Annotated in this window: 13 protein-coding genes; 12 read left to right on the plus strand and 1 reads right to left on the minus strand. The window is 45.3% G+C overall.

The genetic code is table 11. The annotated features are described in order from the left end of the window. The first annotated feature begins 199 nt into the window (after positions 1–199). The 4 genes from ACTW1R_RS01805 to ACTW1R_RS01820 are packed head-to-tail and all read left to right on the plus strand — an operon-like array spanning position 200 to position 4,117. Positions 200–1,276: a methionine ABC transporter ATP-binding protein gene (locus ACTW1R_RS01805; protein ID WP_010748679.1), complete on the plus strand. Its 1,077-nt coding sequence runs from the start codon at positions 200–202 to the stop codon at positions 1,274–1,276. After that, entirely contained in the window at positions 1,277–1,957 is a 681-nt protein-coding gene (locus ACTW1R_RS01810; RefSeq protein WP_010748680.1) for a methionine ABC transporter permease, read from the plus strand. A 52-nt stretch (positions 1,958–2,009) separates the two neighbouring features. Then, entirely contained in the window at positions 2,010–2,849 is an 840-nt protein-coding gene (locus ACTW1R_RS01815) for a MetQ/NlpA family ABC transporter substrate-binding protein (RefSeq protein ID WP_005227209.1), read from the plus strand. Positions 2,850–2,908: 59 nt separating this feature from the next. Beyond that, the gene (locus tag ACTW1R_RS01820) at positions 2,909–4,117 is read left to right on the plus strand and encodes a M20 family metallopeptidase (RefSeq protein WP_087626815.1); all 1,209 of its coding nucleotides are present in this window, start codon (positions 2,909–2,911) and stop codon (positions 4,115–4,117) included. Between the two features lie 78 nt (positions 4,118–4,195). Here the strand turns inward: ACTW1R_RS01820 and def are convergent, their stop codons facing one another. Beyond that, on the minus strand, positions 4,196–4,759 hold the full coding sequence (gene def, locus ACTW1R_RS01825; RefSeq protein ID WP_005227211.1) for a peptide deformylase: 564 nt from the start codon (positions 4,757–4,759) through the stop codon (positions 4,196–4,198). Between the two features lie 246 nt (positions 4,760–5,005). On the opposite strand from def, the gene ACTW1R_RS01830 reads away from it, so the two are divergent. The 8 genes from ACTW1R_RS01830 (at position 5,006) to argD (ending at position 16,025) form a co-directional block, all read left to right on the plus strand. After that, on the plus strand, positions 5,006–6,070 hold the full coding sequence (locus tag ACTW1R_RS01830; protein WP_311903419.1) for a DUF871 domain-containing protein: 1,065 nt from the start codon (positions 5,006–5,008) through the stop codon (positions 6,068–6,070). After that, positions 6,063–6,971 (plus strand): N-acetylmuramic acid 6-phosphate etherase, encoded by a 909-nt coding sequence (murQ, locus tag ACTW1R_RS01835; RefSeq protein ID WP_005227213.1) that lies wholly within the window; start codon positions 6,063–6,065, stop codon positions 6,969–6,971. The genes ACTW1R_RS01830 and murQ overlap by 8 nt, the downstream gene beginning before the upstream one ends. Next, a complete protein-coding gene (locus ACTW1R_RS01840; RefSeq protein WP_087626817.1) occupies positions 6,971–8,983 on the plus strand; it encodes a glucose PTS transporter subunit IIA in 2,013 nt (670 codons plus the stop codon). Before murQ ends, ACTW1R_RS01840 begins: the two co-directional genes overlap by 1 nt. Before the next feature lie 128 nt (positions 8,984–9,111). Next, positions 9,112–10,143 carry an LPXTG cell wall anchor domain-containing protein gene (locus ACTW1R_RS01845; protein WP_086294464.1) on the plus strand — a complete coding sequence of 344 codons (1,032 nt, stop codon included), beginning with the start codon at positions 9,112–9,114 and terminating at the stop codon, positions 10,141–10,143. Positions 10,144–10,409: 266 nt separating this feature from the next. Beyond that, complete coding sequence (locus ACTW1R_RS01850; protein ID WP_005227217.1) at positions 10,410–11,078, plus strand: TetR/AcrR family transcriptional regulator; 669 nt, start codon at positions 10,410–10,412, stop codon at positions 11,076–11,078. Further along, positions 11,071–12,798, plus strand: a complete 1,728-nt coding sequence (locus tag ACTW1R_RS01855) for an ABC transporter ATP-binding protein (protein ID WP_005227218.1) — start codon at positions 11,071–11,073, stop codon at positions 12,796–12,798. The genes ACTW1R_RS01850 and ACTW1R_RS01855 overlap by 8 nt, the downstream gene beginning before the upstream one ends. Beyond that, positions 12,795–14,675 (plus strand): ABC transporter ATP-binding protein, encoded by a 1,881-nt coding sequence (locus ACTW1R_RS01860; protein ID WP_005227219.1) that lies wholly within the window; start codon positions 12,795–12,797, stop codon positions 14,673–14,675. Before ACTW1R_RS01855 ends, ACTW1R_RS01860 begins: the two co-directional genes overlap by 4 nt. A gap of 204 nt (positions 14,676–14,879) precedes the next feature. After that, positions 14,880–16,025 (plus strand): acetylornithine transaminase, encoded by a 1,146-nt coding sequence (argD, locus tag ACTW1R_RS01865; protein WP_015508858.1) that lies wholly within the window; start codon positions 14,880–14,882, stop codon positions 16,023–16,025. Positions 16,026–16,126 lie beyond the last annotated feature (101 nt).

Here is a 16,126-nt window from a genome sequence, read left to right on the forward strand (position 1 = left end):
TCCGAGCAGTAGTTTGCAAGGCGACGACGGTAGCGACCGTTATCTGGCTAGAGTATGATCGTACTCGAAAAGGAGCTGTATGCGAGTGCAGCTTAAACTGAGGTGGTAACACGCAAAAAGGCGTCCTCAAACAAGTCACAGGTGACTTGTTTGAGGACGCCTTTTTTTATTGAAAAAGACAAGAACTAGGGGGAAGACGATGATTTCATTAAAAGACATATCAGTAACATTCAATCAACCAAAGAAACCCGCGATCCAAGCGGTCAAAAACGTATCGATCGAGATCGACAAAGGGGACGTTTACGGCATCGTGGGCTACTCAGGCGCCGGGAAAAGTACACTCGTCCGTGTGATCAACTTATTGCAGCGCCCAAGTAGCGGCAGCGTCGTCGTCAATGGTACCGAGCTGACCACGCTTTCTGCGAAAGCCCTGCGAGAAAAACGGAAAACGATCGGAATGATCTTTCAGCACTTCAACTTGATGGACAGCCGCAATGTTTTTGATAACGTGGATTTCTCCTTAAAATATGGGGGACGGTCCAAACAGGAACGTCATCAGAAAGTAACCGAGCTGTTAGCATTGGTGGGATTGGAAGAAAAAGCCCAAGCGTTTCCTAGCCAACTATCTGGAGGACAAAAACAGCGGGTCGCGATTGCCAGAGCGTTAGCGAATGATCCAGAGATCTTGCTTTGTGATGAAGCAACCAGCGCCCTTGATCCGAAAACGACCTTACAGATATTGGCTTTGTTGAAAAAATTAAATCGAACCCTCGGCTTGACTATCGTGATCATTACTCATGAGATGCAAGTCGTCAAAGAAATCTGCAACAAAGTGGCAGTGATGGAAGACGGCGAAGTCATCGAGCAAGGTTCAAGCGTTCAGATTTTCAGTCAACCAGAAAAACCATTGACCAAAGATTTCATCCGAACGGCGACGCACATCGACCAAGCCTTAGAAACGATCCTTGGCAGTTCGAAGTTTTCTTCCTTGGCACCAAATGAATGGCTGGTGGAGCTGTCCTACGTTGGCGATCAAACCAATGAACCACTGATCGCCCAATTGTACAGCCGCTACAAAGTGACCACCAATATTCTTTACGGCAACGTGGAGATCTTGCAAGAAGTGCCGATCGGCAGCTTAGTCGTTAGCTTATCTGGCGAATATCATCAGCGTAAACATGCCTTAGAATACTTGAAGGCTCAAGGAGTTTACACCAATATTTTAAAAGAAAATCATGCAGAACCATTAAACAATGTGATTAAAGGAGGATTTTAGATGGCTGCCTTATTAGAAAGATATTTTCCCAATGTTGTTGCGATCCAAGATGAATTTGTGACAGCAACGATCCAAACCTTGTATATGGTTTTTTGGACCTCTTTGATTGCGGGCATCTTAGGTATCTTGTTAGGGATCGTCTTGGTAGTAACTCGACCGAATGGGATTTTAGAAAATCGACCGCTCTTTGAATTTCTCGATAAAGTCATCAATGTGGTCCGCTCGATCCCCTTTATTATCTTATTGACGTTATTAGGAACCTTTACCCGATTCCTTGTTGGAACGACCATCGGCGAAACAGCAGCATTGGTTCCTCTGATTGCTGGGATCATTCCTTTCTTTGCTCGGCAGATCGAGATCGCCTTGCTAGAAGTTGACCCTGGTGTCGTAGAAGCAGCTGAAGCGATGGGCACCAGTCCTTTCGGTATCATTTTTCGGGTCTATTTACCAGAAGGCGTGGCGGGAATCATTCGGGTCTCTGCGTTGACCGTGATCAATGTGATCGGATTGACCGCTATGGCAGGAGCAGTTGGCGCTGGCGGTTTAGGCAACTTAGCCATCACCCGCGGGTACAACCGATTCCAGACCGACGTCACGATCATGGCGACCTTGATCATCTTAGTATTCGTTTTTATCAGTCAATTTGTCAGCAACCTACTCATTAAACGAGTATCACACTGACCACTACTTACGTACAAATAAAAAAACAAGCAAGTCTATGGAGGAAACAAAAATGAAAAAAATCGTACAATCAATCGTCTTAGGGGCAGCATTATTATTTATTACAGGATGCGGAAACAATGGCAGTGCCGCAGCCAATGACCAAGAAGAAGTGACGGTGAAATTAGGGGTGATCGGGGCGGACACCGACGTTTGGGATGATGTCAAGGATCGTTTGAAAGACGAAGGCATCAATTTAGAATATGTCCAATTCTCTGATTACAATCAACCCAATGCAGCTTTAGCTGATGGTTCCATCGACCTTAATTCATTCCAACACCAATTTTTCTTGGACAACTATAATGAAGAATTTGGTACTGATCTCGTATCGATCGGCAATACAGTCAATGCGCCATTAGGCATTTATTCCGACAAAGTGACGGATGTCAACGACTTGGCTGAAGGAGCTAAAGTTGCGATCCCTAATGATGTGACCAATGGTGGTCGGGCATTGCTTTTGTTACAATCAGCTGGATTGATCAAAGTGGATGAAGCAGCCGGCCAAACACCAACGGTCGCGGATATTACAGAAAACCGTTTGAACTTAGAAATTTCAGAACTGGATGCAGCGCAAACCGCCCGGGCACTTTCGGATGTCGATGTTTCGGTCATCAATAGCGGCATGGCGGTGGATGCAGGATTTGTGCCAACCGAAGATGCGATCTTTTTAGAGCCTGTTGATGAAACGGCCCGTCCTTACGTCAACATCATTGCCGCCCGTAAAGAAGAGGAAGACAATGAAGTTTACCAAAAAGTGGTCGCGGCTTACCAAACAGAGGATACGAAAAAAGTCATCGAGGAAACGTCAAAAGGATCAAGCGTTCCTGCTTGGGAAACCTTTGGAGCAAAATAAGCACCATGTAATTTGATAAAAAAACTGAAAAAGCATGTATAAAAAGGAGAGATTTGATTATGACAACAGCAACTATTACGAAAGCAGCCATCAAACCATTTATCCAAGAGCGTTTAGCCGCTTATCAAGCCTTGGCATTAGATATCCACAATCACCCAGAAGTCAGCAACTATGAGTTTTATTCAGCCGATGCCCTGATCGCCCAATTAGAAAAAGAAGGCTTTGCTGTTAAAAAGGATGTGGCAGGCCATCGCACCGGCTTTGATGCCCGCTATGTCAGTGGGAAACCGGGTCCGACGATTGCCTTTTTAGCCGAGTATGATGCGTTACCTGGCATCGGTCATGCCTGCGGACACAATCTCTTCGGGACTTATTCCGTCTTAGCTGCCAGTGCTCTGCAACCTTTCATCGATGAGCTAGGCGGGGAGATTCGAGTCTATGGGACGCCAGGAGAAGAAGGTGGAGAAAATGGTTCCGCTAAAGGCAGTTTTGTCCGTGAAGGGTTCTTCGATGATGTCGATGCCGCTCTTTGTGTCCATCCAGCCCATCGCTATGGCAAAACGACGGCTTCATTAGCCAATGATCCAGTGGATATCAAGTTCTATGGTCGGGCTTCCCATGCGGCAGCTGCACCAGAAAAAGGCATCAACGCGTTAGAAGCATTGCTGCAAGTCTTTAACGGGATCAATGGGTTGCGCCTGCATTTACCAAAAGATGTCAATATTCATGGTGTGATCACCGATGGCGGCGTGGCAGCCAATGTCGTGCCAGAATATGCAGCCGGTCGTTTTTATTTACGAGCTGCCAATCGAGCAACCTTGAATGATGTCTACGAGAAAGTCAAAAACATCGTAAAAGGAGCCGCTTTAGCTACGGGAGCGACCTATGAATTTGGTTTGTTCCAAAACTCCGTCGACGATGTGATTGTGACACCAAGTTTTGATGAGATCTTCTTCGCCCATGCCCAAGAAGCGGGCGTACCTGCCGATGAGATCGATACGGAAGCCAAAACAAGCCTTGGTTCGTCTGATGTCGGCAATGTCAGTCAAGTGATCCCGACGATCCAACCCACCGTTTCGATTTCAGATGACTACATTGCGGGTCATTCGGAAGAATTCAAAGCCGCTGCCAAGAGTGAAAAAGGCTTGCAATCGATCGCCATCGCGGCGGAACTTTTAGCGCTGACGGCATTAGACCTTTTTGAGCAGCCAGCGTTATTAGAAAAAATCAAAGCCGATCATCAAGAAAGCCTAGCGAAAGGCAATTAATGCCAAAACCGTGAAGGAAGATAGTCAATAGTATAGAAAAAAAGTCTCTGCCGCAAAATGTCGGTAGAGACTTTTTAGTTAGTCGATGACTAAAATGCCTTCTTTCAATGAAAAAGGATTTTGTTGATTGATATGATCGTAGAACATGACCCCGTTCAAATGATCGATCTCATGCTGAACGACGATCGCAGGATAGTTCTTCAAACGAACTTTTTTCTTTTTGCCGTTGATGTCGTAATAGCTGATCGTGATCCGGGCATGGCGTACCACGTAGCCAGGGACTTCACGGTCCACGGACAGACAGCCTTCGCCTTCACCCAAACAAGCTTCTTGCACGGAATGACTTAAAATTTTGGGGTTGTATAGAACATCTTTAAAATCAGGTTCTGTTTTTTCTGGGTCGCTACTAGGGACGAGGACCGCTGTGATTCGTTTTGAAATATCTAATTGAGGAGCTGCTAGACCAACGCCGCCTCTTAATTCAAGTTCTTCTGCCTTGACTGGGTCTTGGCTGTTTTCTAAAAAGGTCATCATTTCTTTTCCTAGTGCGATATCTTCTTCGCTCAAAGGAAAAGGTACTTCTTTTGCTACTTCACGCAAGGTTGGATTGCCTTCGCGAATAATATCATCCATTGTAATCATTGATGATGTGATTCCTCCTACTATGTAAAAATGACGAAAGCAAGTTTCGTTCCTAATAAAGTGTACCATAAGTGTAGAAAGAAGGGCATAAGAAAGTTTAAACGGTAAAGCTTTCTTATTAAATGAAATTATATTTCTATATTAATGATTTAATTATGAAATATAGTTGCGAACGGGAAAAGAATCAGTTATAATGCTTTTATAGAAAACGGTATCACGAAAGTGACCCACCAAGGAGGCAAAGAGATGTTCGGCTTTTCTGTATTTATGAACGAAGACTTGACGGCAGCAGAACTTGAGCAGATGACTGCGATGGCATCAGGCTTTAAAGGGATTTTCACCTCCATGCACATACCAGAAGATGATCGCAGTACTTACCGGCAGCGTTTGACGGACTTGGGAGGTTTCGCAAAAGACCATCAGCTGTCTTTAATGGTAGATATTTCTGGAAACGCATTAGCAGAAGCGGGCTTTTCCATCGACAATCTGGCGGAACTAAGGGAGATCGGTGTCACTGGTTTACGAATGGATTATGCGATCGATAATCAGCAAATCGCAGCTTTTTCAAAGGAAATGACCATCAGTTTGAATGCCAGTACATTGACGGAAAAAGACATTCGAGAGCTGCAGGCGTATGGAGCCGATTTTACTCGTTTGGAAGCTTGGCACAATTATTACCCCCGACCAGAAACGGGACTGGATGTTGGCTGGTTTCAGGAGAAGAACCGCTGGTTGAAAGCACAAGGCTTTTTCGTCCAAGCCTTTGTTCCAGGGGATGCCAAGAAACGCGGACCGTTATTTCAAGGATTACCCACACTGGAAAAACACCGCAACTGGTCGCCTTTTGCCGCAGCGATCGACTTATTGGCAACTGGCTCAGTCGATGCTGTTTACATTGGCGATGGCATGGTTTCTGAAAAAAGTGCCCAGCAGTTTGCGACGTATCTGCAAGAAGCGCGGATCGTTTTGCGGGTCAAAGATCTTGGTTCCACTTACTTTGAACACGTCTTAGGGAATCACCAAAATCGTTACGATGAAGCTCGGGATGTCTTGCGCAGCGCCGATGCCCGTTTCAATGCCATTCCAGAAGTCAAACCTGAACTTAGTCAAGAGCGGCCAGTGGGGGCTGTGACGATCGATAACCAAGAGTACTTGCGCTATATGGGAGAGATCCAGGTGTGCAAACGACCTTTGCCGGCAGACCCAAAAGTCAACCTCGCCGCTCAGGTGATACCAGCCGATCTGCCGTTGATCCAACAAATCAAAGCAGGGATGCGATTTAAATTAGAAAGAGATGATTCCGATGAATAAAATCAATTTAGACAAATTAACGACCGAACGACGCAATAGCGAAACGAGCAATTTAGATGAAATGACGATTTTAGAAGCGTGTCAAAAAATGAACCAAGAAGATCAAAAAGTTGCCTATGCGGTGGAAAAAGAAATTCCTAGTATTGAAAAAGTGATTGAACAAACCATCGTCGCTTTTAAAAAGGGCGGACGCTTGATTTATCTTGGCGCTGGGACGAGTGGTCGATTAGGCGTCTTGGATGCGGCCGAATGTGTCCCAACCTTTGGGGTATCACCTGAGATGGTGGTCGGTTTGATCGCCGGTGGCGAAGAAGCGATGACGGTCGCTGTCGAAGGAGCAGAAGACTCCTTAACGCTAGGGAAACAAGACCTTATCGATTTGAAGTTGAACCAAAATGATATGGTGATCGGGATCGCTGCCAGTGGCAGAACCCCTTACGTGATTGGGGCGCTTGACTATGCCAATGAGCTCGGTGCCACAACGGCTACGATCGCTTGTAATAAAGATGCGGAGATCTCTCAGCATGCCAGCTTTCCAATCGAGGTCGATTGTGGACCAGAATTTCTGACAGGTTCGACTCGTTTGAAATCAGGGACTGCCCAAAAATTGATTTTGAATATGATTTCGACGTTATCGATGGTAGGGATCGGCAAAGTCTACAATAATTTGATGGTCGACGTGAAAGCGACCAACGAAAAATTGGTGGAACGCTCAAAACGGATCATCATGCAGGCGACTGAAGCTGATTATGAAACAGCCGCCGCGGCATTTGAAGAAGCAGATCAGAATGTCAAATTGGCGATCGTGATGCTGTTGACTGATAGCACGAAAGACGAAGCACAAGCAAAACTTGCCACGGCACAAGGGTTTGTCAAAACGGCGTTAGGAGGAGAAAAGTAATGGCAAAAGAAACACTAACGGTAGAAGAGTTAGCGGAGAAGATTTTTCAAGAAGCCGGCGGAATGGACAACGTAGAAACAGTCAATCACTGTATGACTCGCGTACGAATGACCGTCCGCGACCACGACAAGGTCGATCAACAAGGGTTAAAAGAGATTCCCGGTGTGATGGGTGTGGTCAATGATGAGCAGCTGCAAGTCATTATCGGACCAGGGAAAGTCAACAAAGTAGCCAATGCAATGGTGGCAAAAGCTGGTGTTGATTTAGGGCAAGAGATCCCACCGCAAAAATCAGGCAAAGAGGCGTTATCAGAAAAAACGGCAGAGATGAAAGCAGCCCAAAAAGCCAAACAAAAATCATCGCCATTAAAGTCGCTGCTGAAAGATATTTCTAATATCTTTGTTCCAATGATTCCAGCCTTCGTTGGTGCAGGACTCGTCGCAGGGATCGCTTCTGTTCTGACCAACATGATCACGGCTGGCCGATTAGATGGAGATACTTGGAATTATTATGTCATGATTTTAAACGTCCTCAGAAATGGGATGTTCACCTATTTAGCGATCTTTACTGGGGTCAATGCAGCGCAGGTCTTTAAAGCCAATCCAACCCTTGGTGGCGTGATCGGTTCGATCATCTTGCTGACAGGTATGAACCCAGAAGCCCCGATCCAAAACTTGTTCACTGGCGAAGCTTTAGCTGCCAACCAAGGAGGGATCATCGGTGTGATCTTCGCAGTATGGCTTTTGGCGAAATTAGAGGCAGTGCTGCATCGAGTGATTCCTGAAGCGATCGATATTATCGTGACCCCGACGTTGTGTTTGCTGATCATCGGTTTGACGGAGATTTTCTTGATCATGCCATTGGCAGGTCTGATCTCTGACAGCTTAGTCGGTTCGATCACTTGGGTCTTGAACGTGGGCGGTGCTTTCTCTGGGTTTGTCTTAGGGGCGGCCTTCCTACCAATGGTCATGTTTGGTTTGCATCAAATTTTGACCCCGATCCACATTCAAATGATCGAAGCAACAGGCAGCACGCAATTATTACCGATCTTAGCCATGGCTGGTGCTGGTCAAGTCGGTGCAGCTTTAGCCTTATGGGTACGACTACGTAAAGACAAAGAGCTTTCTGAAATGATCAAAGGCGCATTGCCAGTTGGGATCTTAGGCATCGGCGAACCATTGATCTACGGAGTGACGTTGCCATTAGGTCGACCATTTATCACTGCTTGTATTGGTGGTGGGATCGGTGGTGCGGTCATTGGCGCTTTGACAAATATCGGCGCAACGGCGATTGGACCATCAGGGCTAGCTTTGATCCCCTTGATTGCCAACGGCCGTTGGATGGGCTATATTTTCGGCTTGTTAGCAGGCTATGCTGGCGGCTTCGTTGCCACCTACTTCTTTGGGATTCCGAAAGATCGCTTAGAAGCAGTCAAAGAAAGCGAGGCAGAAGAAGCAAAACCAGCTGCAACCGTTACTGTGCAACCGCAACCAAAAGAAACGAGTGAAACGGCTGCAAAGGAAACGACAGCAAATCCATCAAAAGAAACGATCGATACCCCTTTATACGCAGTAGCCACAGGCACGACAAAAGCGATCAGTGCATCAAGTGATCCGGTATTTTCGCAAAAAATGATGGGCGACGGGTATTTCGTCTTGCCAGACAATGGTGCGATCTATGCACCAGCAGCAGGAACCGTCACGACGATTTTTCCCACGAAACATGCATTGGGGATCAAGACTGCCAGCGGGCTAGAGATTCTGCTGCACATGGGTGTTGACACCGTCGAATTGCAAGGAGCACCTTTTGAGATCCTGGTGGAGGAAGGCCAAGCCGTGACACCAGCTACCCAAGTTGCCCAAGTCGATTTGGCACAGTTGACGGCTAAAGGCAAAGCTTCTGAGATGCTCGTGATCATCACCAATATGGAGCAAGTAGCCAATATCGAAGGGTTACCAGGAACAGAAACAAAAGCGGGTCAAGCCGTCATGCATGTGGCAACGATAAAATAATGTTAAAACCTCTATCGGATAAAGATAGAGGTTTTTTTTAAGAAGTTACTAAATAGATTGCGAAAAATTTTCCTTTATGTTACAGTTTCGTTACAAAGGGAGTGATCCCATTCGAGGAGGCAATGAGGATGAAAAAAATAATTTGGTTCGGACTAATGACGCTGGCTTTTTCACCACTGATGGTTCATGCAGATGAAACAGCTACGAGTGAAAGTGGCAATCAGGCTGCCGTTAGCGAGACGCTTTCATCAGAGGAGCAGTCAGGAACGGATCAGACACAAGCTGCTGTCCAAGAAAGTACAGTAGAAAATCAAGAGACGGATCAATCCGCTGCTTCAGAAACTACGACTACCGAGAATCAAGAACCAGTCGATTCCGAAGCTGTTATTGCCTCGATCCAAGCAGAGACGGGGACGCAAGATGTCAGTGAGATCAACACGTTAGCCGATGAACCTAGTTCGCTGCGTAGCGCCTTAACCCAAGGGATCACTGAAGGAAGTGTGACCGCATTTACCCAAGAACAGTTGGACCAGTTGACAGATGAAGAATTGACCAATGGCAATCGTCTGGCGCTACGTTATTCCAGTGATGCGATGGGCTTTGATATTGCTTACTTAGCAAAAATCATCGGTGCCTTGTTTGTCGATCAGACGTTATCCTGGGAAGCCATTGAGCCGCAACTGGCTTTTGATGCAAATAGCTACGCCAGTTTTGCTGACTTGATTCCTGTTGTGGATCAGCTGCAGGAATATTTACGGGTCGTCTATCCAGCAGACGGAGTCTTTTTACATTTGAATCAAGCCGTTTCCAACGAATGGATGATCTCAATTTTGACCAATTTAAATCAGATGGAACAAGAGATGCAAGTCGATCCAGGTGCCTTTGTCCCAGGACGGATCTCTTATATCATTCAAGCGGCAAATGATTCCATGTATCTGCCTACAGGCACGCAAACGAGTACGACTGAAGAAGCGACCGCAACATCGACGAGTGCTCAAGAAACAGCGACAACGACTTCTTCGAAAGAGGCCAACGCTACTGCCGATGGTGAAAAAACATTACCTAAAACCAATGAAGCGCCAAGCTATACCTTACTGATCGCAGGTGTTATCCTGCTGCTGATCGTTTTCTTGATTCTATGGCGCCGCAAGAAAAAATGATTGTTATTTATAATCGTCAGAATGAAAAAATAGCAACCTTCGTTTTCCATCAGGGAAACGAAGGTTTTTTGTTTTCAGAAATTTCATTGGTTATTTCTTTTCAAATAACGCCCTTTATAAAAAGACCAGAATCGATTCCTTCATAAAAAAGTCAAATTTAAATTCTTGCATTCTCTGGTGAGGGGTGTATAATGACACAGTGTCATATGACAACGTGTCATATCGAGAGCTGTGATTTATTTTAAATTAGAAAGGAGTTGCTTGTGATGCCGACCGATACATTTTTTCACTTGCCGCCAGAAAAACAAAAGCGCATCTTAAATGCGGCGAAAAAAGAATTCTCAAGACTGCCGCTGAAAGACGCCTCGATCGCCAACATCATCAAAGATGCCGAGATTCCTCGCGGGAGTTTTTACCAATACTTCGAAAACAAAGAAGATCTTTATTACTATTATTTCCATACGTTGAAAAAAAATAGTCAGCGAGATCTGCTGAAATCGATCCAACATGAAAACGGGGATCTGTTTGCGGGGTTCGAATGGTACTTTTCACGGATGATCGCCGAGGTTTTCAAAGGCAAAAACGCAAACTTTTACCGCAATTTATTTATGAGTATGGATTATCGTTCCTTCCATAAAGTCGTGCCAGAGATGCAGCACAAGATGCATCAAGAAAACAAAGCCGATCGGCAGAAGCAGCAAGCCATCTTTTTGTCAGAGGTCGACAAAGATTTATTGAAAGTCAAAGACGACCATGAGTTGAAAATGCTGATCCAGCTGCTGATGCATACCGTCTTTTCGACGATTGCCGAAGCCTATCGCCAATCAGCGTTTGATCCAGACTATGATCCTGCCGAAGCGATCGCTGATTTCAACAGTAAAGTCCGCTGGTTAAGAGAGGGCGCAAAAAAAGAAAGAGGGGAAACCTATGATTAAGCTGATAAAACGCGTATCCGTCATTTCCATAATCATGGCAGTGGTGTTTATGGTGATCCAAGTCGTTTCTGATTTGTATCTACCGACATTGACTTCCAATATTATCAACAATGGGGTGGCGACAGGCGACATTGATTACATTTGGAAAACCGGCTTTTACATGATCGGCTTTTCATTGATCAGTATCATCGCCGCTTTAGGAAATACGTATTTCGCAACAAGAGAATCACAAAAATTAGGACAAAAACTACGTTCGGACATTTACCAAAAAGTTGAGAATTTTTCTTCTCGATCTTTTGATAAATTTGGGACCGCATCATTGATTACAAGAACCACCAACGACGTCAACCAAATTCAAATGGTGACGCAAATGTTTTTACGTATGATGATCAATGCACCGATCACACTGATTGGGGCGAGTTTCTTGGCCTATCAAAAAGATGCCCAATTAACACGAATCTTTTTAGTCGTTATTCCTATCATGCTAGTATTGGTCGGCGGTATTATGTATTTTGCCGTTCCTTTATTCAAAAGTATGCAAAAGAAAACCGACCGTTTGAACTTAGTCTTTCGTGAAGGCTTGACGGGGGTCCGCGTTATTCGGGCATTTGACAAGACGGATTATGAAGCGAATCGCTTTGATGAAGCCAACAAAGATTACACCCACACCGCGATTAAAGTAAACACCATCGTGGCATTGATGATGCCATTGATGACGTTGATCATGAGTGGGACGAACATTGCCATCACATGGTTTGGGGGTCATTATATTGCCGAAATGACTTTAGAAGTCGGAAACTTGATTGCGTTTATGACCTATGCAATGCAAATTTTGATCAGCTTTATGATGCTGTCCATGATCTTCGTGATGGTGCCAAGAGCCCAAGCATCAGCTGATCGGATCAACGAAGTCTTAAATGAAGAAGATGAAATTCTCGATCCAAAAACACCAGCGACATTGAGCTTACAAGGGGACCAAGCAACCTTGGCCTTTGACCATGTGGCGTATCGCTACCAAGGCGCTGAGAAATTGGCGTTGGAAGATATCGATTTTCAAGCAAAATCTGGTGATTTTGTTGCCATCATCGGTGGGACGGGCTCAGGGAAAACGACCTTAGTCAATCTCTTGCCTCGTTTGTACGATGTGGAGTCTGGTGCAATCAAAATCAATGGGGTCAATATTGCAGAAGTCACCCAGCACAATCTACGAGAAGTCGTGGGCTTTGTTCCGCAAAAAGCGGTACTGTTTTCTGGTACCATTCGTGAAAATATGAAATACGGAAAACCCGATGCATCAGATGAAGAAATCTGGCAAGCCTTAGAGATCGCCCAAGCCAAAGATTTTGTCTCCGAACTGGCAGATGGCTTAGATAGCCGTGTAGAACAAGGCGGCGGCAACTTCTCTGGTGGACAACGTCAACGTTTAGCGATCGCTCGTGCGTTAGTGAAACAAGCAGATGTCTATGTCTTTGATGATTCCTTCTCCGCACTGGACTTCAAAACCGATGCTAACTTACGAGCAGCGCTGAAACGCGACATGCAAGACAGCATTATGGTCGTGGTTGCCCAACGGGTCAGCACCGTCATGGATGCCGATACGATCTTAGTATTGGATGAAGGAAAACTCGTAGGAAAAGGGACCCATGAATCATTAATGGCAGACAATGAAACCTACCAAGAAATCGTTTCTTCACAATTGAGAGAGGAGGATCTTGCATGAGTGAAAAGAAAACAACAACACAACACCGTGGCGGACCAATGGGCGGCGGTCCAGGCCGTAACATCGGTGCCAAAGGACCAAAACCAAAAAACTTTTGGGGGACGGTCAAACGGCTTTTCGGGTACATGTCGAAACGCTCCATCGCTATCATTGCCGTCTTCGTTTTAGCGATCGCAGCCGTGATCTTCCAAATCCAAACACCGAAAATTTTAGGGGAAGCGACCACTGAAATTTTTAAAGGTGTCATGATCGGTGCGCAGCAGATGCAAGCCGGCCAACAGGTAACAGAATTTCCTATCGATTTTGAGAAAGTTGGTCAAATCATTTTGATCGCGATCGGCATGTATGTGATTTCAGCCGTCTTCAACTTTCTACAACAGTTTATTATGACCCGTGTCTCGCAACGGACGGTTTATGAGCTGCGTCGTGACTTAGATGAAAAAATGAACCGCTTGCCGATCTCTTACTATGATACTCACTCAAATGGGGATATCATGTCACGGGCGATCAATGATATGGATAATATCGCAAGTACCCTGCAACAAAACTTGACCCAATTTATTACGAGTGTCGTGACCTTTATCGGGGTTTTGTGGATGATGTTGACGATCAGTTGGCAACTGACTTTGGTTGCTTTAGCAACGGTTCCTTTAAGCTTGATCGTCGTGATGATCGTCGCACCAAAATCGCAAAAATTCTTTGCGGCACAACAAAAAAGTTTAGGATTGCTCAATGACCAAGTCGAAGAAACTTACGGCGGTCATACCGTTGTCAAAACCTTCAACCATGAAGCCGCCGATCAAGTCGTTTTTGAAGAAGAAAATGACCGTCTGTATTCCGCTGGTTGGAAAGCCCAATTTATTTCAGCGATCATTATGCCCTTGATGAACTTCATTAAAAACTTAGGCTATGTCTTCGTGGCTGTCCTTGGTGGGATCAAAGTGGCGAATGGGAACATGACGTTAGGGGATGTGCAAGCATTCTTGCAATACACCAATCAATTCTCTCAACCAATCACTCAAATCGCTAGCTTACTAAACACCATCCAATCAACCGTTGCATCTGCCGAACGGGTCTTTGAAGTCTTGGATGAAGAAGAAATGACTGATGAGCCTTCTGGATTGCCAGTGGAAGACAGTGAATACAAAGTTCGTTTCGATCATGTTCAATTTGGTTATGCGCCAGACAAATTATTGATGACCGATTTTAATCTGGATGTTAAAGCTGGTGAGATGGTGGCTATCGTAGGACCTACCGGCGCTGGGAAAACCACGCTGATCAATCTCTTGGAACGTTTTTATGATGTTTCTGGCGGTAGCATTCGTTACGATGGCAAAGATACCCGAGACTTGACTCGTGATGAGTTGCGTAGTAATATCTCGATGGTGCTGCAAGATACGTGGTTGTTTACTGGTTCCATCTATGACAACATTCATTATGGAAATGAAAAAGCAACCAAAGAGCAAGTGATCGCTGCGGCGAAAGCTGCCCATGTGGATGATTTTGTTCGCAAATTGCCAGAAGGCTATGATACGGTCTTGAATGAAGAAGCCAGCAACATCTCCCAAGGTCAACGTCAGCTGATCACGATCGCCCGCGCCTTCTTAGCGGATCCCGACGTTTTGATTTTGGATGAAGCAACTTCTAGTGTCGATACGCGGACGGAAATCTTGATCCAAAAAGCAATGGGTCGTTTGTTAGAAAATCGGACCAGCTTTGTGGTTGCTCACCGTCTCTCTACGATTCGTGATGCTGACAATATCATCGTGATGAATCACGGGTCCATTGTTGAGACTGGAAATCATGAGGAATTGATGGCACAAAACGGTTTCTATGCAGACCTGTATAACAGTCAATTTTCAGAAGAAGTGGCGTGATCCACTGTTTGTAATGAAAGAAATTCTTCCCCAAATGATGATAAACAGACCGCCAAAGGTTGACTGAAAGAAAGCAGTGATTGTCACTGCTTTCTTTTTTTTATGAATTTTTATCGCTTTAATTTAAATATTTATTGCAATTAACTGGATTGAAATGTATATTAATACATAATTTCGAATAATCCAAGACAAGGAGTGAAACCAATGAGTCATCTTTTTCCTAATTACAGCCGTTTACCCATCGATATCCAGCAAGGCAACGGCAGCTATGTGGTAGATTCGCAAGGCAACCAATATTTAGATTTAACAAGCGGCATCGGGGTCGTTAATCTCGGTTATGGGCATCCCAAAGTGCAAGCCGCATTGATGACACAAGCAGAGCAGATTTGGCATGTGCCGAATTTGTATGACAGCCAGTTGCAAGAAGAAGTTGCCCAAAAGCTGACCCAAAATCAAAAGAGCGCTTCAGACGAGCCGTATCTGGCTTATTTTTGCAATAGTGGCGCTGAGGCGAACGAAGCTGCTTTAAAGTTGGCTCGCAAAGCGACTGGCCGCAGCAAAGTCATTAGTTTTGAACAATCTTTCCATGGTCGGACCTTTGGGGCGATGTCTTTGACTGGGCAAAGTAGTATCCATGATGGGTTTGGACCGTTAGTACCAGAGATGGTGTATGTACCCTTTAATGACCTTGAGGCATTGCAAGCCGTTTTAGATGAGCAGACGGCAGCCGTTTTTTTAGAATTGATCCAAGGCGAAGGCGGTGTGATCCCTGCTGAGGTGGCGTGGGTCCAAGCGGTGGCAGCCCTTTGTCAGGAGTTGGGGGTACTACTGGTGGTGGATGAGATCCAAACCGGGATGGGACGGACAGGAACACTGTTTGCTTTTGAAGGATATGGCATTGAACCTGATCTTTTTACCGTAGCAAAAGGGCTTGGTAACGGGATCCCTGTCGGAGCGATGCTAGGCAAAAGCCATTTGCAAACGGCTTTTGGACCCGGTAGTCACGGTTCGACCTTTGGTGGCAATAAATTAGCGATGGCCGCTGCTAGTGCCGTTTGCAGTGTGTTGCAAGAAGGGGACATTCAAGTCAATGTTCACTTGCGCCAGCAGCAGTTTCTCGACGGATTGCAAGGACTATCTAAGGTGCAGGCGATTCGTGGGAAAGGATTGATGATCGGTATCGAATTAGCCGATTCGGAAAGCTTGCAATCCGTGTTGACCCAACTGCGGAACCAAGGCCTCCTCGCATTAAAAGCGGGAACCAAGGTTTTGCGCTTGCTGCCGCCTTTAACGATCTCGCAAGAGGAAACGACAGCAGCCTTGGCGATTTTGCAAGCTGTCTTAGCATAATTGCATAAAAATAGATTTTTCGGGCTTTTTTTCTTATAAAAACCGAATAATAGCGAATTTATTTTGAATAGTTTTATAAATAATCATTGACAGAGCGATGG

The sequence above is a fragment of the Enterococcus sp. R12 genome, from assembly GCF_058135755.1.